This window comes from Amycolatopsis thermoflava N1165 (assembly GCF_000473265.1).
Classification (GTDB): Bacteria; Actinomycetota; Actinomycetes; order Mycobacteriales; family Pseudonocardiaceae; genus Amycolatopsis_E; species Amycolatopsis_E thermoflava.
Genome location: NZ_KI421511.1, coordinates 3,039,599 through 3,062,371 on the forward strand (window position 1 = coordinate 3,039,599; position 22,773 = coordinate 3,062,371).

Annotated in this window: 21 protein-coding genes; 8 read left to right on the forward strand and 13 right to left on the reverse strand. The window is 72.0% G+C overall.

Annotated elements, in window-relative coordinates; translation table 11 throughout:
- Position 1 precedes the first annotated feature (1 nt).
- Positions 2-778, reverse strand: a complete 777-nt coding sequence (locus AMYTH_RS0115230) for an SDR family NAD(P)-dependent oxidoreductase (protein WP_027931050.1) — start codon at positions 776-778, stop codon at positions 2-4.
- Positions 775-2,238 (reverse strand): aldehyde dehydrogenase family protein, encoded by a 1,464-nt coding sequence (locus AMYTH_RS0115235; RefSeq protein ID WP_027931051.1) that lies wholly within the window; start codon positions 2,236-2,238, stop codon positions 775-777. Before AMYTH_RS0115235 ends, AMYTH_RS0115230 begins: the two co-directional genes overlap by 4 nt.
- Before the next feature lie 271 nt (positions 2,239-2,509).
- Between AMYTH_RS0115235 and AMYTH_RS0115240 the strand changes: the two genes are divergently transcribed.
- The 6 genes from AMYTH_RS0115240 to AMYTH_RS0115265 all read left to right on the forward strand — a co-directional run bounded on the left by AMYTH_RS0115240 (position 2,510) and on the right by AMYTH_RS0115265 (position 10,403).
- Positions 2,510-3,202 carry a GntR family transcriptional regulator gene (locus tag AMYTH_RS0115240; RefSeq protein ID WP_027931052.1) on the forward strand — a complete coding sequence of 231 codons (693 nt, stop codon included), beginning with the start codon at positions 2,510-2,512 and terminating at the stop codon, positions 3,200-3,202.
- Positions 3,203-3,245: 43 nt separating this feature from the next.
- Positions 3,246-5,348 carry a hydantoinase/oxoprolinase family protein gene (locus AMYTH_RS0115245; protein ID WP_027931053.1) on the forward strand — a complete coding sequence of 701 codons (2,103 nt, stop codon included), beginning with the start codon at positions 3,246-3,248 and terminating at the stop codon, positions 5,346-5,348.
- Positions 5,349-5,367: 19 nt separating this feature from the next.
- The gene (locus tag AMYTH_RS0115250; RefSeq protein ID WP_027931054.1) at positions 5,368-7,521 is read left to right on the forward strand and encodes a hydantoinase B/oxoprolinase family protein; all 2,154 of its coding nucleotides are present in this window, start codon (positions 5,368-5,370) and stop codon (positions 7,519-7,521) included.
- Positions 7,522-7,550: 29 nt separating this feature from the next.
- Positions 7,551-8,678: a 3-isopropylmalate dehydrogenase gene (locus AMYTH_RS0115255; RefSeq protein ID WP_027931055.1), complete on the forward strand. Its 1,128-nt coding sequence runs from the start codon at positions 7,551-7,553 to the stop codon at positions 8,676-8,678.
- 93 nt (positions 8,679-8,771) lie between these two features.
- Positions 8,772-9,542: a FadR/GntR family transcriptional regulator gene (locus AMYTH_RS0115260; protein WP_027931056.1), complete on the forward strand. Its 771-nt coding sequence runs from the start codon at positions 8,772-8,774 to the stop codon at positions 9,540-9,542.
- Positions 9,543-9,608: 66 nt separating this feature from the next.
- Positions 9,609-10,403 carry an IclR family transcriptional regulator gene (locus AMYTH_RS0115265; protein WP_027931057.1) on the forward strand — a complete coding sequence of 265 codons (795 nt, stop codon included), beginning with the start codon at positions 9,609-9,611 and terminating at the stop codon, positions 10,401-10,403.
- Positions 10,404-10,582: 179 nt separating this feature from the next.
- Here the strand turns inward: AMYTH_RS0115265 and AMYTH_RS0115270 are convergent, their stop codons facing one another.
- From AMYTH_RS0115270 to AMYTH_RS44915, 9 genes are all read right to left on the reverse strand, one after another.
- Entirely contained in the window at positions 10,583-11,314 is a 732-nt protein-coding gene (locus AMYTH_RS0115270; RefSeq protein ID WP_027931058.1) for an SDR family oxidoreductase, read from the reverse strand.
- Positions 11,311-12,192, reverse strand: coding sequence for a beta-keto acid cleavage family enzyme (locus AMYTH_RS0115275; protein ID WP_027931059.1), 882 nt, complete (start codon positions 12,190-12,192; stop codon positions 11,311-11,313). Before AMYTH_RS0115275 ends, AMYTH_RS0115270 begins: the two co-directional genes overlap by 4 nt.
- Positions 12,174-12,593: a hypothetical protein gene (locus AMYTH_RS0115280; RefSeq protein ID WP_228684786.1), complete on the reverse strand. Its 420-nt coding sequence runs from the start codon at positions 12,591-12,593 to the stop codon at positions 12,174-12,176. The genes AMYTH_RS0115275 and AMYTH_RS0115280 overlap by 19 nt, the downstream gene beginning before the upstream one ends.
- The gene (locus AMYTH_RS44905) at positions 12,587-13,012 is read right to left on the reverse strand and encodes a hypothetical protein (protein WP_051362685.1); all 426 of its coding nucleotides are present in this window, start codon (positions 13,010-13,012) and stop codon (positions 12,587-12,589) included. Before AMYTH_RS44905 ends, AMYTH_RS0115280 begins: the two co-directional genes overlap by 7 nt.
- Positions 12,996-13,901, reverse strand: a complete 906-nt coding sequence (locus tag AMYTH_RS44910) for a beta-keto acid cleavage family enzyme (protein WP_051362686.1) — start codon at positions 13,899-13,901, stop codon at positions 12,996-12,998. Before AMYTH_RS44910 ends, AMYTH_RS44905 begins: the two co-directional genes overlap by 17 nt.
- The gene (locus tag AMYTH_RS0115295; RefSeq protein ID WP_027931061.1) at positions 13,898-14,650 is read right to left on the reverse strand and encodes an SDR family NAD(P)-dependent oxidoreductase; all 753 of its coding nucleotides are present in this window, start codon (positions 14,648-14,650) and stop codon (positions 13,898-13,900) included. Before AMYTH_RS0115295 ends, AMYTH_RS44910 begins: the two co-directional genes overlap by 4 nt.
- Positions 14,647-15,201 carry a VOC family protein gene (locus AMYTH_RS0115300; protein WP_027931062.1) on the reverse strand — a complete coding sequence of 185 codons (555 nt, stop codon included), beginning with the start codon at positions 15,199-15,201 and terminating at the stop codon, positions 14,647-14,649. The genes AMYTH_RS0115295 and AMYTH_RS0115300 overlap by 4 nt, the downstream gene beginning before the upstream one ends.
- A complete protein-coding gene (locus AMYTH_RS0115305; RefSeq protein WP_209440766.1) occupies positions 15,198-16,472 on the reverse strand; it encodes an MFS transporter in 1,275 nt (424 codons plus the stop codon). Before AMYTH_RS0115305 ends, AMYTH_RS0115300 begins: the two co-directional genes overlap by 4 nt.
- A 235-nt stretch (positions 16,473-16,707) precedes the next feature.
- Positions 16,708-18,009, reverse strand: a complete 1,302-nt coding sequence (locus tag AMYTH_RS44915) for an MFS transporter (protein ID WP_051362687.1) — start codon at positions 18,007-18,009, stop codon at positions 16,708-16,710.
- 87 nt (positions 18,010-18,096) lie between these two features.
- Between AMYTH_RS44915 and AMYTH_RS0115315 the strand changes: the two genes are divergently transcribed.
- Positions 18,097-18,984: an NAD(P)-dependent oxidoreductase gene (locus tag AMYTH_RS0115315; protein WP_037322554.1), complete on the forward strand. Its 888-nt coding sequence runs from the start codon at positions 18,097-18,099 to the stop codon at positions 18,982-18,984.
- Positions 18,985-19,040: 56 nt separating this feature from the next.
- Positions 19,041-19,766 carry an isochorismatase family protein gene (locus AMYTH_RS0115320; protein WP_209440767.1) on the forward strand — a complete coding sequence of 242 codons (726 nt, stop codon included), beginning with the start codon at positions 19,041-19,043 and terminating at the stop codon, positions 19,764-19,766.
- A gap of 43 nt (positions 19,767-19,809) precedes the next feature.
- Here AMYTH_RS0115320 and pntB read toward each other — a convergent pair whose 3' ends face one another.
- Together pntB and AMYTH_RS0115330 are read right to left on the reverse strand one after the other, a co-directional pair.
- The gene (gene pntB / locus AMYTH_RS0115325) at positions 19,810-21,231 is read right to left on the reverse strand and encodes a Re/Si-specific NAD(P)(+) transhydrogenase subunit beta (protein ID WP_027931066.1); all 1,422 of its coding nucleotides are present in this window, start codon (positions 21,229-21,231) and stop codon (positions 19,810-19,812) included.
- 5 nt (positions 21,232-21,236) lie between these two features.
- Positions 21,237-22,757: a Re/Si-specific NAD(P)(+) transhydrogenase subunit alpha gene (locus tag AMYTH_RS0115330; protein WP_027931067.1), complete on the reverse strand. Its 1,521-nt coding sequence runs from the start codon at positions 22,755-22,757 to the stop codon at positions 21,237-21,239.
- Positions 22,758-22,773: the final 16 nt, after the last annotated feature.

A 22,773-nucleotide genomic window follows, 5' to 3' on the forward strand; every position in this document is an offset into this window, starting at 1 on the left:
ATCAGGCCGGTGGGGTGAAACGTCCGTCGACGGCCGTCCATCCACCGTCGACCATGACGGTCGATCCGGTGACGTAGCCTGCCGCGTCGGAGGCCAGGAACACGACGGCTCCGGCCAGTTCGGTGGGCTTCGACCAGCGGCCCAGCGCACTTTTGGTGGCGTAGGCCCGGTACCAGCCGGGGTCGTTCTTGATCTGGTCGGTCAGCGGGGTTTCCACCACGCCGGGGGCGATCGCGTTGACGCGGACGCCGGCTTCGCCGAACTCGGCGGCCGCGGTCTTGACCAGCTGGATCGCGCCGGCCTTGGTGGCGGCGTAAACCGACTGGCCGGGTTCGACGACGAACCCGCGCACCGAGGAGAAGACCACGATGCTGCCGGTGCCGCGCTCCACCATCCCGCGGCCGAACGCCTGCAGCACGGTGAAGGTCGCTTTCAGGTTGAGCGCGACCACGCGGTCGAACTCCTCGGGCGCGTAGTCGAGGATGCGCTTGCGCACGTTCGTCGCCGCGGTGAGGACCACGACGTCGAGGGCCCCGAGTTCGCGGGCGGCGCGGTGCACGGCCGCCGCGTCGGTGATGTCGAGTTCGAGGGCTTCGCCGCCGGTGTCGGCCGCGGTCGCCTTCGCGGTGAGCGGGTCCTTGTCGGCGCAGATCACCTCGGCGCCGTGCGCGGCGAGCGCGAGCGCCGCCTCGCGGCCGATCCCGCCTGCGCCGATCAGCAGCGCGCGCTTGCCGTCGAGCCGGAACAGCGTGGTGTAGTCGGTCATGGTCTCGCTCATTCCGGCCGGATCACGGCCATGCGGGTGACGGTCAGTTCTTCGATCGCGAAGCGTGGTCCCTCCCGGCCGATGCCGGAGTCCTTCACACCGCCGTAGGGCATGATGTCGGACCGGAACCCGGGCACCTCGTTGATCACCACTCCCCCGACCTCGAGTTCCTCGACGGCGGCGAACGCGGTGGCGAGCGAGCGGGTGAACACGCTGGCGTGCAGGCCGTAGCGGGACCGGTTGACCAGGTCCAGCGCCGCCGCGAGGTCGGGCACGGACCGGATCGCCACGACGGGAGCGAAGATCTCCTCGCACCAGGCGTCGGCGGTTTCCGGCACGTCGAGCAGGAGGGTCGGCTCGATGGCGCGGTCGATCACCCGGCCGCCGTGCAGGATCTTCGCCCCGGCCTGCTCGGCCTGCTCGATCCAGTCGAGGGTGCGCCGCGTAGCGGCTTCGTTGATCAACGGCGCCACCCGGGTCCGCGGGTCGCGCGGGTCGCCGACCGTCAGCTCGCCCATGCGGGCGGTGAGCTTGCCGACGAACTCCTCGCGCACCGGTTCGCACACGATCACGCGTTGCACGGCGATGCAGGCCTGGCCGTTGAAGTAGTAGCCGCCGCGCAGCACAGCGTCGGCGGCCTTGTCCAGGTCGGCGTCGGTGTCGACGACCAGTGCCGCGTTGGAGCCCAGTTCCAGCAGGACCTTCCGCGGCGCGGCGGCGCGTGCGATCCGGTGCCCGACGGCGGCGGAACCGGTGAACGACACCGCCGCCACGCGCGGGTCGGTCACCAGCGTGTGCCCGACTTCGGCGTCGCCGGTGATGACCTGCACGATCTCCGGTGGCGCGCCGTGCCGGGCGGCGGCCTGCCGGACCTGGTCCGCCAGCCACAGCGCGGTCAGCGGGGTGGCGGGGGCGGGCTTGCAGATCACCGGGCAGCCCGCGGCGATGGACGGCGCGATCTTGTGGCTGGCCAGCAGGAGCGGGCCGTTGAACCCGGCGATCCCGACGACGAGCCCGATCGGGCGGCGGGTCCAGAACCCGATCATCCCCGCGCCGGAGGGCTGCAGGTCCAGCGGCACGGTTTCGCCGTGGATGCGGGCGACCTCTTCGGCCGCGGCCGACCAGGTGAACACCGTGCGGGCGAACTCCACCTCGCAGTCGCCGCGGGTCTTGCCGGTCTCGGCGATGAGCAGGTCGACGAGCTCCGCCTCGTGCGCCCGGAGCGCGGCCTCCACGTCGAGGAGGATCGCGCGGCGGACCGCCGAGGTGAGCCTGCCGGCCGGTTTCACCACGGCCGCACCCGCGTCGAGGGCGGCGCGGGCGTCGCCGACCGATCCGACCGGCGCGTGCGCGACCACCGATCCGTCGTAGGGGAACACCACCGGCGCGGATCCGGCGCCGGCGACCCACCCGGGGCCGACCGGCAGTCCGGACGGGAACTCGGGCAGCGCGAAGCCCGCATGCGAACTCATCGGAAATTCTCCTCTGGACGTCGTCGTCCCAGGTCTTGCCAGCCAGGTCGGCAACACCGGCGATCGACTGCTGGTCGGACCAGCTCGTGATGCCCACGAGCATGAACCAGCGCCGGTCGGCGAGTCAAGTTGCCGCAGAAAAAGGGGCTCTGAGCTGCTGCCTTTCAGGTGGATCGGGTGAATGTGCGGGACTCGGGGTTGACGAGCCGGTGTGCGTGGGCCAGTCTGGCGACGCTGTATCCAGCCGTCGAGCAAGGAAGGTCGGCGAGCGTTGGCCAGACGAGAGGACCGGGCGGGAGCGCCGTCGCGCATCCCGCTCGTGGACGAAACGGCCGCGATCATCCGGGAGCGGATCTACACCCACCGCTACCCGACCGGGTCGTGGCTGCGGCAGGAACACCTGTCCGCCGAACTGGGTGTCAGCCGCACCCCGCTGCGCGAGGCGCTGCGGGTCCTGGAGCAGGAGGGCCTGGTCAAGGTCACCGCCGGGCAAGGCGCCCAGGTCATCACCGGCGATCTGGACACGCTGCTGGACGCCTACCAGCTGCGCGCGGTGGTGGACGGTCTCGCCGCCCGGCTGGCCGCCGAGAACAACCGGGGCGGTGGCCTGATCCGCCAGCTCCGCCGGGCCATCGAGGTACAGCGGGCGGCCGTGGACCCGTGGACGCCGCGCGACTACACCGACTCCAATGTGGACTTTCACGAGCACGTCATCCACCTGTCCGGCAACGACTTCGTGATCGGGCAGCTGCCGATCCTGCGGATGACCGCACAGGTGTTCGCGCCGGTCGCGCTGGTGCGGCCGGAGAGCGCGATCCGCGCGATCGCCGAGCACACCGCCATCGCCGACGCCATCGAGGCAGGCGACGGCCAGGCGGCCGAGCGGCTCGCGCGGGCCCACATCGAAGCCACGATCAGCGAACTCAAGCAGAAGAAGACATCGGCGGCCGAGGACGCGTCCTGACCCCGACGGTCCCCGCCAGCGCACAAAGGAGTGAAACGCCGGGATGCCCAGCTACTACGTGGCCTCCGACATCGGAGGCACCTTCACCGACACCGTCGTGATCGACTCGGACGGCGCCGTGGGCCGATACAAGTCCTCGACGGTGCCCGACAACCCGGCGCAGGGGGTGCTCGACACTCTCGTGCTCGCGGCCGACGAGCGCGGGGTCCCGCTGGAACGGCTGCTGGCCGACGTCGAGGTGTTCGCACACGGCACCACGGTCGCCACCAACGCCATGCTGGAGGGCCGCAGCCGCAGGGTCGGGCTCATCCAGACCCGCGGGTTCGGCGACACGCTGACCATCATGCGCGGCTTCAAGGCCACCGGCCTGGAGGAAGACGACATCAAGCGCTTCCGCACGCTGGTCAAGCAGCCGGCCGCGGTGCCGCGCCGCCTCATCGCCGAGGTCACCGAGCGCATCGACTACGCGGGCCGCGTCGTGTGCCCGCTGGACGAGGACGACGTCCGCCGCGCGGTGCGGGACCTGACGGACGCGGGCGCGGAGGTGTTCGCGGTGTCCCTGCTGTGGTCGTTCGCCAACGACGTGCACGAGAAGCGCGTCGCGGAGATCATCGCCGAGGAGGCGCCGGGCGCGTCGGTCACGCTGTCCTCCGAGTTCCTGCCCCGCATCGGCGAGTACGAGCGCACGCTGACCACCGCTGTCAACGCGAGCCTGCGCCCGGTGCTGAAGACCTCGCTGGACTCGTTCGAGCACACCCTGGCCAAGGCGGGCCTGAAGACGGGGCCGCTGCTCATGCAGTCCAACGGCGGGCTGGCGACCTTCGCCGAGGTCGAGAAGCGGGCCGCGGCCACGGTCATGTCCGGCCCGGTCGGCGGGGTCGTCGCGTCGCAGTTCGCGGGCGCGCGCAACGGGTACCGCAACATCGTCACCACCGACATGGGCGGCACGAGCTTCGACGTCGGGCTGGTCCTCGACGGGCGGCCGGTCATGTCGAACACGACGCTCATCGGCCGCGACGAACTCGCCCTCCCGTCGGTTGCTGTCCGCGCGATCGGCGCGGGGGCGGGCTCGATCGCCTCGGTCCGCAACGGCGTCCTGCAGGTCGGCCCGGAGTCGGCAGGTGCCCGCCCTGGCCCGGCGTGTTACGGCCGGGGCGGCACCCGCCCCACGGTGGCCGACGCCGACCTCGTGCTGGGCTACCTGAACCCGGACAACTTCCTCGGCGGGCGGCTCACCCTGGACGTGGACAAGGCCCGCGCCGCGATCGACGAGCACGTGGCCAAGCCGGCGGGACTGACCATCGAGCAGGCCGCGGAGGGCATCAAGACCATTGTGGACGCCCGGATGGCCGACCTGGTCCGCCAGGTCACCGTCGAGCAGGGTTACGACCCGGCCGACTTCGCCGTCTTCGCCTACGGCGGCGCCGGTCCCCTGCACGCCTTCTCCTACGGCGCCGAGCTCGGCTGCCCGCAGATCGTCGTGCCCCTCACCGCGTCCGTGCACTCCGCCTTCGGCATCGGCTGCTCCGACCTGACCATGGTCGAGGAGCTGTCCAAGCCGCTGCAGACCCCGCCGGGCACCACCGACCACGCCACCGCGCTGGCGCCGGACGAGCTCAACGGCACGTTCGACGAGCTGGCCGCCCGCGCCCGGCGCGACCTGATCGCCGCGGGCGCGGCCGAGGACTCGATCACGTTCGCGAAGTTCGTGGAGATCCGGTTCCGCGCGCAGATCCACGTGCTCACCGTGCCGGTCGAGGCCGACCGGATCACCCCGGCCGACGTCAACGCGATGGTGGAGCGGTTCGTCGAGATCTACGAGGGCCGCTTCGGCAAGGGCGCCGCGTTCCTGGAAGGCGGGGTGGAGATCACCACGTTCCGGGTGGTCGCCACCAGTCCCGTCCCGCGCGCCGAGTTCGACACCGGTGCCCTCGGCAAGGCGGCGAGCACCGAACCGGGGACGCGCCGCGTGTTCTCCGGCGGCCAGTGGCGCGACGCCGCGGTCTACCGCGCCGAGCACCTGCACGACGGGCTGCGGATCGAGGGCCTCGCCATCGTCGAACTCCGCGACACCACCGTGGTGATCGGGCCAGGGCAGGACGCCGAGGTCGACCGCTTCGGCGACATCATCATCCAGAACCGCTGACCGGGAAGGAGAACAACGCATGACCACCACCGTCGACCCGGTCACCTACGAGGTCATCCGGCACAAGCTCTGGTCCATCAACTCCGAGGGCGGGACCACCGTCGAGCACGTGTCCGGCTCCCCCGTCGTGCACGCCACCGACTACAACTTCGGCATCTACACCGCCGCGGGTGAGATGGCGATCATCGGCACCTACCTGCTCACCCCCATCTACACCGGGGCGATGGCGATCGAGGTGTTCCTGGACCGCTACGACGACATCGAGCCCGGGGACGTCTTCATCATCAACGACCCCTACCTGGCCGCGATGCACCAGAACGACGTGCAGTTCTGCAAACCGGTGTTCCGCGACGGCGAGATCGTGGCGTGGCTGGGCTGCATGGCCCACCAGGTCGACCTCGGCGGCATGGACCCCGGCAGCTGGTGCACCACCGCCACCGACGTGTTCCAGGAGGGCATCCGCATTCCGCCGGGCCGGATCGTGCGCAAGGACGTGCTGAACCAGGAGCTGTGGGACACCATCGTCCTCAACTCCCGCATGCACGACACCGTCGCCAACGACTTCCGCGCGTTCCTGGCCGGGTTGCGCGTGGCCGAGCAGCGCTTTCACGAGCTGTGCGACCGCTACGGCGCGGACGCCGTCCGCGCGACCATGGAGAAGACCCTCGACAACTCCGAAGCCGACCTGCGGGCCCTGCTCCGTGAACTGCCGGACGGCGTGTACGAGCACACGTCCTATTTGGACCGGCCAGACGGCGACGACGGCATCGAGCTGCTGCAGGTGCCGTGCCGCCTGGAGAAGACCGGCGACCGGCTGGTGTTCGACTTCTCCGCCGCGAGCCCGCAGTCGCCCGCCTACGGCATGACCACCCGGGGCGGCCTGCTCGGCGCGGTCGCGACCCTGATGCTGATCACCTTCGGGTCCGACATCCCGTGGAACCACGGCCTGATGCGGCCGGTCGAGGTCACCGCGCCGGACGGGTTGTGCGTCACCGCGGTCGAACCGATGCCGGTCTCCGGCGGCGCGGCGGGCGCGAACTGGACCGCGACCTGCTCCGCCGGTGGCGCGATCGCGAAGATGCTGTCGTTCTCGGACAAGTACGAGGGCTACGCGTTCGGCCCGTCCGACGGGTCGTGGCAGCTCAACCAGTTCGGCGGCGTCGACCAGCACGGCGAGCCGTTCGCCTCGATGTACATGGACTCGCTGCTGTGGGGCGGCCCGGCGTTCTCGTTCCGCGACGGGGTCGACGCCGGTGGCGCGATGGTCATCCTCTCCGGCGGCGCCACCGACGTGGAGCAGCAGGAGATGCGCCACCCGCTGCTGTACCTGTGGCGCCGCATGGTGCCCGACTCCGGTGGCGCCGGAACTTTCCGCGGCGGCAACGGGATCCAGTTCGCGCTGACCCCGATCGACACGCAGGAGGTCACCGGCGTGCTCGGCACGCACGGCGTCGCGCTGCCGAACCGGACCGGCCTCTTCGGCGGGCTGCCCGGGTCCTGCGCGCGCTTCGAGCGGGTGACCGGCGCGGGCGCGCTGGACCGCCTCGGCACCGGTGCGCCGGTGGTGGCGCTGACCGACCTCGACGGCGACCACCAGGTGCTGCCCGGGGTCGCGCCGGCCGCCCGGATCGCGTTCGGCGACGTCTTCGAGTGCACCGTGCAGAACGGCGGCGGCTACGGCGATCCGCTGCTGCGCGACCCGGCCAAGGTGGCGGCCGACGTGGAATCCGGCGCGGTGACCCTCGAATCCGCCGCCCGCCTCTACGGGGTGGAGCTGCGGGACGGCCAGGTCGACCAGGTGGCCACCGACGCGCTGCGGGACCGCATCCGGGAATCCCGTCGCAGCCGGATGACCGGACCGCGCACCGAACCGGTGGCCGCGCCGGGCGAGCCGACCGGGATCTGGGGCGCGGCGCTCGTGACGCACCGGACCGCCGACGGGCTCATCGGGTCGTGCCGCCACTGCGGACAGGTGCTCGGCGACCTCACCGGCGGCTGGGAGTCCATCGCGGGCCGGGTCGTGCTCGGCGCCGACGACCTGGGCGCCCGGGTCGAGGTCCACGGCGACCTCGCCGCCGTCGCCTACGTCTGCCCGCACTGCGTCACGGCGCTGTGGGTGGACGTGGAGCCGGCCGGCGGCAAGACCTGGCGCGACTTCGCCCTGCACGACTGATCCCCCACGTCGAGGAGAAACCGCAGCACATGCGCACCCACCACCTGGCCGTCATCGGCGGCGACGGCATCGGCCCCGACGTCACCGCGGCCGCGCTCGCCGGTGTCCGGGCCGCCGCCGACCGGTACGGCTTCGCGATCGAGACCACCGAGTTCGACCTCGGCGCCGAGGCCTACCTGCGTTCCGGCGTCGCGCTCGACGAGGCGTCGATCGAGGCGCTGCGCCGCCACGACGCCGTCCTGCTCGGCGCGGTCGGCGACCCCCGCGTCACACCGGGCGTCCTCGAACGCGGACTGATCGTCGGGTTGCGGGTCGCGTTCGCCCAGTCGGTCAACGTCCGGCCGGTGCGCCTCTACCCGGGCGTCGAGAGCCCGGTCGCCGGTGTCTCGCCGGACAACTGCGATCTGGTGATCATCCGGGAGAACACCGAGGGCCTCTACACCGGCGGCGGCTCGATCTCCCATCCGGGGACGCCGAACGCGGTGGCGATCCAGAACTCGATCACCACGGTCCCGGCCACGACCGAGACGGTGGAGTTCGCGTTCCGGCTCGCCTCCGCGCGGCGCAAGCGGCTGACGTTGTGCCACAAGAAGAACATCCTGGTGCACGCCGGGCAGCTGTGGCAGGACGTCGTCGACGAGGTCGCCACCCGGTACCCGGACGTCGAGCACGACTACGTCCACGCCGACGCGATGTGCCTGCACCTGCCGCTGGATCCCGGCCGGTTCGACGTCGTGGTCACCGACAACCTGTTCGGCGACATCCTCAGCGACCTCGGCGCCACCGTCCAGGGCGGGCTCGGGCTCGCCGCCAGCGCCAACCACAACCCGCGGGGCACCGCGCCGAGCATGTACGAGCCGGTGCACGGCTCGGCGCCGGACATCGCGGGCAAGGGCTGGGCCAACCCGGCCGCGGCCGCGTTGTCGGCGGCGCTGTGCCTGGCCGGTCTCGGCGAGCGCGACGGCGCGCTGGCGCTGGAGGCCGCCGCGGCGTCCGTGCTGGCCGAACTGCCCGCGCTGGCCGGGCCCGGCATGGGCGGCGACACCGCCGAGATCGGGCGCCGCATCGCCGACCGGGTCACCGACGTGGACCCGGCGAAGATCGGCGACCCGGAGCGCTCCCTGATGACCGGACTGGCCCGGCTCGCCCCCCGGTGACGGCAGGCCTGCTGCTCCGCTGACCGGGCACGGTCCCACCTCCCGGCCGGTATCCTCGGGGAATCCGCAGCGCACCGGCCGGGAGGGGTGAGGGTGACCAGCCAGACCAGCGCGACCAACGGGCGGCTCTTCCAGCGCGTCGTCGACTACGTGCAGAACGCGATCGCCTCCGGTGAGCTCAAGCCGGGTGATCGCCTGCCGAGCGAGCGGGAGCTGGTCGAGCAGTTCGGGATCGGCCGCGCCTCGGTGCGGGAAGCGCTGCGCGTGCTGGAGAACATGGACCTGGTCAAGTCCCAGCCGCGGGATCCGCGTGGGCCGTTGATCCTGCCGCTGTCGGTCGAACCGGTGCGCCGTTCGATCGCGATGCTCACCTCGGGCGGCGCGCTGGGGCTCGCCGAGCTCGTCCAGTTCCGGATGATCGCCGACGCCTCCGCGAACCTGCTCGCGGCCGCCCGCCGCACCGACGAGCAACTGCTCGCGCTGGAGCGGAACATGGCGCGGATGCGGGCCTGCATGAGCCGTGGTTACGCCGAGTTCAGCCAGGCCGACCTGGAGTTTCACGAGCTCATCGCCGAAGCCGGCGGCAACCGGCTGGTGCAGGTCTACGGCGATGTGACCCGCGAGGCGATCCTCAAGCTGATCCAGCAGTCGATCCTGGACGCCGACGACCAGACGGCGCTCATGCTGCAGTCCATCCGCCACCACCGGGCGGTGTTCGCGGCCATTTCCGACCGTGACGGCCTGCGGGCGTCCCGCCTCGCGCGGGAGACCCTGTACGCCTACTACGCCGACCACGTCTCCCCCGCGGACCGCGAGATCATGGCGACGCTGGTTCGCGAATGCGGCGGCCGCCTGCCCGGCTGATCGCCGTGTCTCGGTCAACGGGACAGCTGCTCCCGGGTGGCGCCACCGATGGGGCACCATGACCCCATGTGTCCGGCGCATCGGGACGAGGGCGAGATCACCGCTCTCGGGCGGGCCTCGCTGATCCTCAAGCAGTTTCGTGGCGCGGAGCTGCCGGTGAGCGCGGCGGCGGTCGCGCGGTCGACCGGGTTGCCCAGGGCCACGGCGCACCGCCTGCTGCGGGAGCTCGCGCGGGTCGGGTTGCTGGAACGGGTGGGCACGGCCTTCCGTCCGGGGCTGCTGCTGTTCGAGCTGGGGCAACTGGTGCCGCAACCGCGCAGCCTGCACGAGGCGGCGCGCAAGCACATGGCCGTCCTGCACGAAGCGACCGGACACAACGTCGGCCTGGCCGTTGAGCAGGACGGCGAGGTCGTGCACGTGGAGATCCTGCGCGGCGAACGCGCGCCCCGGCTCCCGCTGCGCACGGGCGGCCGCTGGCCCGCGCACGCGAGCTGTTCGGGCAAGGTGATGCTCGCGTTCGGGCCGCCCGCCCACGTCGACCGCACGCTGGCCAAGCCACTGAAACGGCTGACCCCGCGAACGATCACCGACCCGGACGCCCTACGCGCAGAGCTGGAGCGGGTCCGCCGCGCGCGGGTGGCCTTCGACCGGCAGGAATCGTTCCGCGACGTGACGGGCGTGGCGTCGCCGGTGTTCGGCCCGGACGGCACGGTGCTGGCCGCGCTGTCGATCTCCGGGATGGCCGGGCGGATCAACCTGTCCCGCGTGGACGCCGCCGTGCGCACCACCGCGCTGGCCATCACGCGGGAGCTCGAGATGGCCGAATCGGTGGTGCGGCCCGTGCTGGCGCCACGCCGCTGACCCCACGCCGCTGACCACGGCCCACACGGCACCGCCACTCGCCACGCGGCCGATCTCCGCGCTCGCCGGACGCACAACCCCTCCCGCCTGGACGCCGCGGTGCGCACCACCGCACTGGCCATCACACGAGAACTCGCGATGGCCGAGTCCGTGGTGCGCCCCGTGCTCGCACCGCGCCACTAACCGCGGCCGAGGAAGGGCATCGTCGTCGCCGTCAGTGTGAGGAACTGGACGTTCGCCTCCAGCGGGAGCCCGGCCATGTAGCGGACGGCGTCGGCGACATGGGCGGCGTCGAACGTCGGTTCCGGGCGCAGCGTTCCGTCCGCCTGGCGGGTGCCTGCCGCGACGCCCGCGGTCATCTCGGTCGCCGCGTTGCCGATGTCGATCTGTCCGCACGCGATCCGGTACGGCCTGCCGTCCAGCGACAGCGACTTCGTCAGCCCCGTCATGGCGTGCTTCGTCGCCGTGTAGGCGATGCTGCCGGGACGGGGGCTGTGCGCGGAGACCGAACCGTTGTTGATGATCCGGCCGCCGCGCGGCTCCTGGCGGCGCATGACGCCGAAGGCCGCCCTGGCACAGAGGAACGCGCCGGTCAGGTTGATGTCCACGCACGAACGCCACTCGCCGACGGGGATCTCGTCGGGCGCGCCCGCCGGGCCGGACACGCCCGCGTTGTTGACCAGCAGGTCGACCCTCCCCCACGCGGCCGTGACCCGGTCGAACAACTCCGCGACGGAGTCCGGGTCGGACACGTCGGTGGGCACGGCGAGACCCTCCGGGGCGGTTTCCGCCAGCGCGCGAGCCCGCCGTCCGGCCAGCGCGACCCGGTAACCGTCGGCAATCAGCGCCCTGGCGATCACCCGCCCCAGGCCGCTGCCCGCCCCCGTGACCACCGCGACCGGCGCGCTCATGCCGCCTCCTTCAGCCCGAGGAGCGCGCGGGCCTGCGCCGGGGAGGCGGGCTCGCACCCGTGGTCCCGGATGACCTCGACCACACGCTCCACCTGCTCCAGGTTGGTCATCGGCCTGCCGTCGGCGTCGAACGGGCTGTCCTCGATGCCGACGCGGACGTGCCCGCCGAGTTCGAGCGCCTGCACCAGCCCGGGCAGCGGATCCGGCCCGCACACGGTCGCGGTGAACACCGCGCCCGCCGGCAGCAGGTCGACCAGGCCACGCAGGACCGCGGGCCGGTACGGCAGCGCGTTCTGGAACGTCCCGTGCTGGTTGAGCACGAAGTTCACCACGTACGGTGGCCGGTCGAAGTCGATCAGCTCGGGCATGTCCACCAGCAGGTGCGCGGGGTTGAACACCTCCCACTCGGGTTTGGCCCCGGCCTCCCGGAACGCCGCCGCCAGCCGGCGGGCGAACCAGCGCGGCGTGCTCATCAGGGTCTCGCCGTCCGGGCCGCTCACGTACGCGGTGATGGTGTCCAGCGTGCACGTGTCCGCCCCGGCGCCGGCCCCGGCGAGCCGCTGCGCGTGGTCGACGACGAGGCCGTAGCCGGTGTCGCGCACCATGTCGCCGTTGAGCCCGCCGCCGGTCGAGTTGTTGACGACGACGTCGCAGCGGCGCCGCACCAGCTCGTTGATCTCCCGGTAGATGGCCGGGTCGCAGGTGGCCGTGTGGTCGGGGCGGCGCGCGTGCAGCGCCGCCACGCTCGCACCTGCCGCGGCACACCGCGCCACGTCCTCGGCGATCTGTCGGGGCTGGGTCGGCACGTGCGGGTGCTGCGCGGGCGTCAGCATCCCGCCCGTCGGGGCGACGGTGACGATCACCGGACGTCCGGGCACGCCGCCACCTCCTCGAGCAGGCGGGTGATCGCGGTCCGCACCGGCTCGCCGACGCGGAGACCCGCCCGGCGCCCGGCTTCGTTGACGTGCGTCAGCACCCCGTTGTCCCACATGTCCTTGCCGTCGCTGATGCGCGCGGTCAGGTGGCCGACCGCCGCGCCCGGCACGCCCGCCTCGTCCATGACCGCGAGACCCGCGATGCCGGCGTCGTCCTTGCCGCGCCCGGCGTCGTTGAACACCGCGCACGCGCACCCGCTCAGCACAGCGATCCGCCCCGACTCGGCCCCGCCGTTGGACGCCGCCACGATGATCTGGCCACGGTCGGCGTGCTCGGCCTGCGACATGCTGTCCAGCAGGACCACGCGGCGGTCCCCGCGCTCGGCCACCGTCGTCCTCAGCACGGCACACCCCCCGCCGCCAGCCTGGTGAACGCCGCGGACAGCGGTTCCCCGACCCGGATGCCCGCCTCGCGCGCGGACTCGTTGACGTAGCTGATGATCCCGTTGGCCCAGGTGTCGTGCCCGTCCCCGATCCGGGCGGTGTCGTGGCCGACGGCGACGCCGACGACGCCGTCCAGCGCCGCCAGGCCCGCCACCCCGGCGTTGTCCTTGCCGATCCCGGCGTCGTTGCAGGCCACGGCGGCCACGCCGCACCGGCGCGCGTACTCGCCCGCGCTGGCGCCGCCGTGGGATCCGGTCACGATGGCCTGCCCGGCATGCTCGCCGGTGGCGAAGGCGATGGAGTCCATCACCGCCACCGACAGCCCGCCGTGCCGCAGGACAGTGCTCACCGGTCCACTGTGGTCATCGACCACGCGCATGGAACCAGCTCCTTTCCGGGGTTCGGACGCCGAGGATCCGTCGGGCCTCGTCGGGGGTCGCGATCGCGCGTCCGGCCTTTCGGGCGACGGCGGCGACGTGTTCGACGAGCTCGGCGTTGGTCGGACAGCCGCGGGCGGTGTGCGGGTGGTCCCCGACGCCAACCGCGATGTGCCCGCCGAGCCGCACGATCTCCTCGGCCAGTTCGAGGACGTCGGCGCGGTGCGCGGACACGATCCAGGCCAGGTCGTCGTGCCGCGGCAGGAACTCCAGGTGCGCGCGCAGGCCGGCGAGCGTCGCGGGGTGCGCGGGGAGGAACTCCGGCCCGCCGAGCACGAACTGCAGCACCGCGGGCCCGGGCACCTCGCCGGCGGCCAGGTGCGCGGCGATCGTCCGGGTCCAGCCGACGGTGAACGACGCCAGCCACGGCGTCAAGCCGTACCGGCGGGCGCAGGCGAACAACGCGCGGTGGGTCGCGGTGTCGTTGACGAACACCTTGTCCTCGGTGCGGAACCGGACGTGCGCCGGGTCCCACAGGTCCATGATCGCGCAGCCCATGTCCATGGTCAGGAAGTCCGGGCGCGCCAACGGGTCCGCGGCCATGACCGGCGCCAGCCTGCGCTCCAGCGGGAAACCCGGGCCGTTGGCCAGCGACGGGGCGAGCAGGACATCGCACCGCTGACGGATCAGCCGGTTCGTCTCGGCGTAGCGCCCGGCGCTGTGGTCGGGCGCCCCGTCGCCGGTCCGCGCGTGGTAGTGCACGACCGTCGCCCCGGCCGAGGCGCAGGCCGCGACGTCACGAGCGATCTCCCCGGGTGTCCACGGGACATGCGGGTTGTCCTCCCGCATCATGTTCTCGTTCGGGTTGACCCCGATCACCAGCGGTGTCATGAATCCTCTCTCGTTCGCCAACCGGGGCCGGCCGTCTGCCCGCCGTCCACGCACCAGATCTGGCCGGTGACGAACGCCGATTCGCCGCCGGCGAGGAACGCGATCACCGCCGCGATCTCCTCGGCCCGCGCGTAGCGGCCGAGCGGGATCGCGGCCAGCACCGCGTCGCGGACGGCCGGGGGTTGCGCCACCTTCACCAGCGGAGTGTCAGTCGCGCCCGGCGCCACGCAGTTCACGCGGATGCCTGCGGGGCCGAGTTCGGCGGCCAGCACCTGGGTCAGCGCGGTCACCCCGGCCTTCGACGCGGCGTAGGCGGCTCGCTGTTCGCCGCCGCGCAGGCCCGACACCGAGGAGATGGTGACCAGGGAACCGCCGTCGCCGCGGCGCAGCATCCGCCGGGCCGCGGCGCGGCAGACGAGGAACGTGCCGGTCAGGTTGACCTCCAGCGACAGCCGGAAATCGGCCACGGACGTCTCGGTCGCGGCGGCGTTGCGGACGACACCGGCGCAGGTGACGACGGCGCCGAGACCGTCACCGAGTTCGTCGGCGACGGCGACGACCCGGCCGGCCTGCTCCTCGTCGGTGACGTCCGCGGTGACCGGCACGATCCGGTCGTCCGCGGGCAGTTCCGCGAGCGCCTCGGCATCGCGGTCGGCGGCCACGACGTGCCAGCCGTCGCGGTGCAGCCGGTGAACCGTCGCCAGGCCGATGCCCGAGGCTCCGCCGGTGACCACAGCGGACCGGCTCACGACGCCCCGTCCAGCAGCGAGCGCATGTCGCGCACCGGTTCGGCGCCGTCCCAGCCTTCGGCCGCCGCCGCGATCGCGCGGAACAACCGGCCCTTGGCGCCGCGGGTCTCGGACAGCTCGATCATCGTGCCCGGGTGATGCTCGGCGGTGAAGTACACGAACCGCTCGTCCGGCGCCCCGCTGCCGGAACAGCCCTCCTGCAGGACGGTGAGGCCACGACCGGCCGCCTCCCGCATCGCCGCATCGAACTCGTCGGTCCAGAACGCTATGTGCTGCAAGCCTTCCCGCCCCGACCGCAGGAACTCGCCGAAGGCCGACGGCGCGTCGTTCAGCGGCTCGATCAGCTCGATCTGGATGCCGCCGCTCTGGGCGAGCGCGACGCGGATCCGGGCTTCGCTGGGCTCGCCGCGGAAGCGGAACCCGTTGAGCGGCTGGTCGTCGATGACGAAGAACGGGCCGACGCCGATCACCTCGGTCCAGTGCCGCGCCGCCCGCCGCAGGTCCCGCACGACGTAGCCGTTCTGGCGGATCGGGCCGAACAGGCCGCTCACCGGGAAACCGCCCGGTTGTTCAGCCGCTTGAGGCCGAGGATGACCAGCGCGGCCACCGCCATCGCCGCGCCGAACGAGCCGATCGCGAGGCCGTAGCCGCCGGTGGCGTCCTTGAGCAGCCCGGCGACCTGCGGTCCGAAGTAGCCGCCGAGGTTGCCGAGGCCGTTGATCACGCCGAAGCCGGCCGCGAGCGCGGCGCCGGTGAGGAAGCTCGCCGGGATGGTGATGAAGACGCCCATCGCCGTGTAGAGGCCGATGCCGGCGACGCAGAACCCGGCGATGGCGACGGCGGGCGTGCCGAGCGACAGCGCGGCGATGGTGAACCCGGCGGCGGCCACGAGCGCGGCGGCGCAGAAGTGCAGTCCCCGCTCCCGCGTCCGGTCGGAGTGCCGCATCCACCACAGCATCGGGCCGATCGCCAGCAGCGGCGGCAGCGCGGCGACCCAGCCCACGGCGTGCGTGCCGAGGCCGAAGCTCTTGAGCATCTGCGCGATCCACAGCTGGTAGCCGTTGAGGCTGAACGTCACGCACACGAACACCACCACCAGCAACAGCACGCGCGGCTCGGCGAGGCCACGGCGGAACGCGCCCGGCCCGTGCCCGACCGCGCCCTTCGCCTCGTCCGCGAGCACCTTCGTCAGCCAGTCGCGCTCCGGGGCGGACAGGAACCCGGCCTCGGCGGGGGTGTCCCGCAGCCGCTTCAGGCACACGAACGCCAGTACCACGGCGGGGATCCCGGTCAGGATGAAGATCCACCGCCAGCCGGACAGGCCGAGGAAGCCGTGCAGGCCCAGCAGGTGGGTCATCAGCGGGGTGCCCAGTCCGGAGATGCAGATGAACGTGACGATCCACGACATCGCCGCACCGCGACGGGCGTTGGGGTACCAGCGGGAGACGAAGTACAGCATGCCCGGGGAGAAGCCCGCCTCGGCGACGCCGAGCAGCACGCGCATGATCGTCAGGCTGGTCTCGCCCTGCACGAACCCCGTGCCGATGGTGACCAGTCCCCAGGTGACCATGATGCGGGAGATCCACTTGCGAGCGCCCACCCTGGACAACACCCAGTTGCTGGGCGGTTCCAGGAGCGTGTAGCTCCAGAAGTAGACCCCGGCCGCGAAGCCGTACGCGGTCGCGGAAATGCCGAGCTCGCTGTTCATCGTCAGCGCGGCGACGCCGATGTTGAGCCGGTCCAGGTACAGCACGATGTAGCACAGGCCGATCAGCGGGAGGAAGTGCCGCGTGACCTTGCGCAGCACGGCGTTCCCGTCCACCGGGGACACCGGTGACGATCCGGGGGCCACACTGCCGGTCCGGTTGTGTCCGAGCACAGTATCCACCTCGATACATGCCGCAGGAGTGGTTGAGCGCGCGCAGCGGTCATCATGAGCGCCGCCGCGGCGCGGCTCAACGGCCCTGACTCATTGATCGAGACACGGGTTCTGCTCGCCGAACCGGCGGCGGCCGGCGGTCACCGGTTCGCGGTGACCGCCGGCCGCTCGCCCGCGCCTACTTCCCGGACACGAACTCGACGGCGCGCGTTTCCTTCGCCATCGACACCCCGATGATCGTCAGCACTGCCGCGATCACCATGTACGTCGCGAGGGGCCAGATCGACTGCGCCCAGGCGAACAGGGCCGCCGCCAGGAACGGTGTCGGTCCGCTGAAGAGCATGCTGCCGATCTGGTAGCCGACGGCCGAACCGGTGTAGCGGAGCCGGGTTTCGAACAGTTCCAGCAGGAAGCTCGCCTCCGGGCCGTACAGGAGCGCGTGCAGGACGGAGATCGCGAGGACGAGGGCGATGAGACAGGGCACGAACTGGCCGGTGCCCAGCAGCCAGAAGACCGGGAAGGCCAGCAGGACCGTCAGCACCGCGCCGGCGATCAGGACCGGACGTCGACCGTAACGGTCGGCCAGGATGGCGGCCAGCGGGATGGTCACGATCTGCAGCGCGGCGGCGACGATCAGTGCGAGCAGCACGGCTCCGCTGCCCGCGCCCCGGTCCGCGGCGTACTTCAGGCCGAACACCGAGGCCATGTAGAACACCACGCTGTTCCCGGCGTGCGCCAGCAGTGCGATCGCGATCGACTTCTTCGCGGTCTTCACCAGCTCCACCGCCGGGAACTTCGCGACCTCACCGCGTTCCCGCACCGCGCGGAAGGCCGGCGACTCGTCGATGCGCAGCCGCACGTAAAGGCCGATCCCGACCAGGATCGCGCTGGCGAGGAACGGCAGGCGCCAACCCCAGCTCATCATCGCGTCCTCGGGCAGCAGCCCCACGAAGTAGAACACCGCCGAGGACAGGACCAGGCCGGCCGGAATCCCGACCTGGGGCCAGCTGCTGAAGAACGCCCGCTTGCTCGCGGGCGCGTGCTCGGCCGCGAGGAGGACCGCGCCGCTCCACTCCCCGCCGACGGCGAGGCCCTGCAGCATGCGGCTGACGACCAGCAGGACCGGGGCCCAGATGCCGATCTGCGCGTACGTCGGCAGCAGACCCACCGACGCGGTCCCGACACCCATGATCACCAGGCTCAGCACCAGCATGCGCTTGCGGCCGATCCGGTCGCCGAAGTGCCCGAACAGCATGCCGCCGAAGGGCCGCATGAAGAACGCGACCCCGAACGCGGCGAACGCCGCCAGCGTTCCGGCCAGCGGGTCGAGCGCCGGGAAGAACAGCTTGTTCATCACCAGCGCGGAGGCCGTGCTGAAGATGAAGAAATCGAAGTACTCGATGCAGGTGCCGACGAAGCTCGCGAGCGCGATCCTGTGGATCGGCACGGTGGCCTGACTCTGCGCGGTGTGAGTGGTCATCGTGCTGCCTCTCTGTCTAGCAGGTTGGCGGCGAGTGTAGAACAATATAACTTGGCTCACAACGCCTGACATCGACAGGAGACGATAATGTCTGACATTAATGTCGGCTTCGTGGGAGCCGGCCGGATGGCGCAGCCGATGATCCGCCGTCTCGCCGCGCGCGGGGACCGGGAAATCCACGTCTACGACCGGGATCCGCGGGCAGGCGCGCGACTGGCGGACCTCCCGGCCGTGACCGTCCACGACGAGCCGGGCTCGCTGCTGTCCGCCGCCTCGCTCGCCATCCTCAGCCTGCCCGGACCGCAAGCGGTCGAAGGTACGGTGTCCGACCTGGTCGCCGGTGACACCCCGGCCGAGCTGACCCTGGTGAACACGTCGACGTCCGGGATCGCGACCAGCAAGCGGTGCGCCGAGCGGCTGGCCGGCACCGGGGTGCGGTTCGTCGACGCCCCCGTCAGCGGGGGCGTCGTGGCTGCCGAACGCGGAACCCTGACCTTCATCGTGTCCGGGCCGGCCGCGGCGGTCGACGTGGCCCGGCCGGTCCTCGGGGAACTGGGAGAGCGCGTGTTCGACGTGGGCCGCGAGCCCGGACTGGCCCAGGCAGTCAAGAGCGCCAACAACATGCTAGGGCTGAGCGCACTGCTGGCCACCGCGGAAGCGACGGTCGTGCTGGCGCGACTGGGGGTCGATCCGGCCCAGGCGATCGAGGTCTTCAACGCGAGCAGCGGCCGCAACTCCGCCACGCTGGAGAAGTTCCCGCGCGAGGTGCTGACCGGCCGGTTCGACTTCGGGTTCAGCTTCGCCGCGGTGGTCAAGGACCTGGGACTGTTCCTGGAGGCGGCACACGAGGCCGGACTGGACGTCGACGTCGCCCGGCACGCCCACGCGGCCTGGCGACGGGCCGCGGAGGACGGCTACGGCGATCTCGACTGCACCCGCGTCGTGGACTACGTCGCCGGCGCCGGCGTTGACTAACCGGGCCTCATGTTCCTAGTCTGCGAATGTCAGACATTTACCTTGTGGGAGGACATGTGCCGACACCGGAGACGACCAAGCCCTGGTCCGATGTGATCCCCGCGGCCGACCTGGCGACGTTCGGACGGGAGTTCGCGCCGCCCGACCGCCCGATCGCCGCGGGAACCTCGCCGGCTCTCGTGGTCGTGGACATGACGAAGGCGTTCGTCGACTCCACCTACCCGACCGGCTGGTCGCTGACGGGGCGGCCGGCCCTGGCGGCGAACGCGGAACTGCTGGCCGCGTCCCGGCGCGCCGGGATCCCGGTCTTCTTCACCAAGGCCTACCCGGAGGCCGACCACCGGCCCAGGCCGGCGGAACGCGGACGCTGGAAGCTCAACCCGCAGCCCGCCCCGCTCGCCGAGGGCACCCCGCCCGGGGACGTCCTCCCCGACGAGCTCACCCCGCGCGACGACGAGATCGTGATCAACAAGGGCAGCAAGCCGAGCGCGTTCTTCGGGACACCGCTGGCGTCCTACCTGATCCACGCCGGGTGCGACACCGTCATCGTCACCGGAATGACGACCAGCGGCTGCGTCCGTGCCACGGTACTGGACGCCTTCCAGTACAACTTCCACGTGGTCGTGCCGTTCGAGTGTTGCGCGGACCGGAGCCAGATCTCGCACAAGGTGAACCTCTTCGACATCCACATGAAGTACGCCGACGTGGTGAGCACGAACGAGACCATCGGATACCTGGAGTCCCTGCCGAGCCTCGAGCCGGCGCTTCCGGTGTCCGGATAGGACGGACGACCGGTCCGGGCGGCGCCCGGACCGGTCCCCCCGCTCACAATTTCCCGGCGATCTCCCGCACCCGCTCCCGGGCGTCGCCGAAGAGCATCCTGGTGTTGTCCCGGAAGAACAGCGGGTTGTCCACGCCCGCGTAGCCGGTGGCCATGGACCGTTTGAACACGACCACGTCGCGGGCGCGCCAGACTTCGAGCACCGGCATCCCCGCGATCGGGCTCCCCGCGTCCTCCAGCGCCGCCGGGTTGACCGTGTCGTTGGCGCCGATCACCAGGACGACGTCGGTGCCCGGGAAATCGTCGTTGATCTCGTCCATCTCCAGCACCACGTCGTAGGGCACCTTCGCCTCGGCGAGCAGGACGTTCATGTGACCGGGCAGGCGGCCGGCGACCGGGTGGATGCCGAACCGCACGTCCACCCCCCTGGCGCGCAGCTTCGCGGTGAGCTCGGCGACCGGGTACTGGGCCTGGGCCACGGCCATCCCGTAGCCCGGGGTGATCACCACCGTCGAGGCGTTCGCGAGGAGCTCCGCCACCTCGGCCGGGCTCGTCTCCTGATGCTCCCCCGCACCGGCGACCGGACCTCGTCCACTCTGGACACCCAGTCCACCCGCGATGACCGAGACGAACGACCGGTTCATGGCCCGGCACATCACGAAGGACAGGTAGGCGCCGGACGAGCCGACCAGCGCGCCGGTGATGATGAGCAACGGGTTCTCCAGCAGGAAGCCGGAGGCTGCCGCTGCCCAGCCGGAGTAGCTGTTGAGCATCGACACGACGACCGGCATGTCGCCACCGCCGATCGAGGCCACCAGGTGCCAGCCCAGCGCCAGCGCGAGCGCGGTCACCAGGATCAGCAGCCACAGCCGCGGGTCGAGGACGAACCACACGGTCAGCGCCACGAACGCGGCCACCGCGCCGAGGTTGACCAGGTTCTTGCCGGGCAGCGCCAGCGGCGCCGACCTGATCCGGCCGGACAGCTTGAGAAACGCGACGATCGAGCCGGTGAAGGTGACGGCGCCGACGAAGACACCGACGAACACCTCGCCGCTGTGCACGCCGAGGAGGTGATCCGCGCGGTAGGCGGCCGCGGCAGCGCCCCTCGGGTCGTGCTCGACGTGCAGGTAGCCGTTCCAGCCGACCAGGACGGCGGCCAGGCCGACGAAGCTGTGCAGCAGCGCGATCAGCTCCGGCACACCCGTCATCTCGACCACCCGGGCCCGCCACAGGCCGAGCACCGTCCCGAGCAGGGCGGCCACCACCACCAGGACGAGCGGCACGCCGTGGAGACCACGGCCGAGGGCGACCGCGATCGTCGCGCCGAGCGCGACCACCATGCCCAGGACACCGAACGCGTTGCCCAGCCGGGCGGACTCGTGACGGGACAGGCCGGCCAGGGCCAGGATGAACAGCAGGCCGGCGACGACGTAGGCGGCCGTGGCCGCGGTTTCGACGGAGAACAACGCGCTCAGCCCCTCGTGAACATCGCGAGCATGCGGCGGGTCACCGCGAAACCACCGGCGATGTCGAGACCGGCCACCAGGACCGCCACCGCCGACAGCGCCGTGGTCACCGCACTCCCTCCGCCTGCCTGGAGCAGGGCGCCGACCACGATGATCCCGGAGATCGCGTTGGTGACGGACATCAGCGGAGTGTGCAGCGCGTGCGCGACGTTCCCGATCACCGCGAACCCGACGACCACGGCGAGCGCGAACACGACCAGGTGCTGTTGCAGCCGCTCCGGGGCGATCGCGATCAACCCGAAGACGACGACCGCCGCGGCGGCCACGATCCCCAGCCGGGCGGCCGGAGTCAGGGGCGCACGCGGCTCCGCCGCCTGCACCTTGCCGGGCGCGGGGGCCGGGCTCGCCGCCGACACCGGCACCGGCGGAGGCGGCCAGGTCAGCTCTCCGTCGCGGACCACGGTCATCGAGCGGATGACGACGTCGTCGAAGTCCACCACCAGGCGGCCGTCCGCGCCGGGTGTCATGAGCCGGACCAGGTTCACGACGTTGGTGCCGTACAACTGCGACGCCTGCGCGGGCAGCCGTGCGGCCAGGTCGGTGTAGCCCAGGACCGTGACCCCGGACTCGGTCGTGGTCCGCTCGCCCGGCACGGTGAGGCCGCAGTTGCCACCGTTCGCCGCGGCCAGGTCGACGATCACGCTGCCGCGGGCCATGGCCGCGACGGTCCGGGCGCCGATCAGCTTCGGCGCGGGCCGGCCGGGGACGAGGGCGGTGGTGATGACGATGTCGGCGTTGCGGGCCTCCTCGTCGTACATCGCCGCGGTGGCGCGCTCCTGGGCCGCGGTCATCTCAGCCGCGTAGCCGTCGGCGGTGGACGCGCCGGTGAGGCCGACGGTGACGAACTCCGCGCCCATCGACCGGACCTGCTCCGCCACCTCGGGCCGCACGTCGAAGGCGCGGACGACGGCCCCGAGCGCGCTGGCGGCACCGATGGCGGCGAGGCCGGCCACCCCGGCGCCCACGACGAAGACGCGGGCGGGCGGGATCTTCCCCGCGGCCGTCACCTGCCCGGTGAACGGGCGCCCGAACTCGTGCGCGGCCTCGATGACCGCCCGGTACCCGGCCAGGTTCGCCATCGAGGACAGCACGTCCATCGACTGCGCGCGGGAGATGCGCGGCACCGCGTCCATCGCCAGCACCGTGAGGTGTCGCTTCGCCAGGTCGGCCACCCGGGCCCGGTCACCGCGCGGGTCGACCAGCCCGATCAAGGTGGCGCCGGGCCGCAGTGCCGACAGCCGCTCGGCGGGCGGCGCGTTCACCGCGAGGACGACGTCCGCCGCGCACGCGTCTCCGATCCGCGCGCCGGCCTCCTCGTACGCGTCGTCGGGGAAGCCGGACCGCATTCCCGCCCCCGCCTCGACCACGACGTCGTAGCCCAGCCCCCGCAACTGCCCGATGGTGCGGGGAGTCGCCGCGACCCGCGTCTCACGGGGTGCGGTCTCCCGCAGGATTCCGATGAGCAACGCACTTTCCTCACCT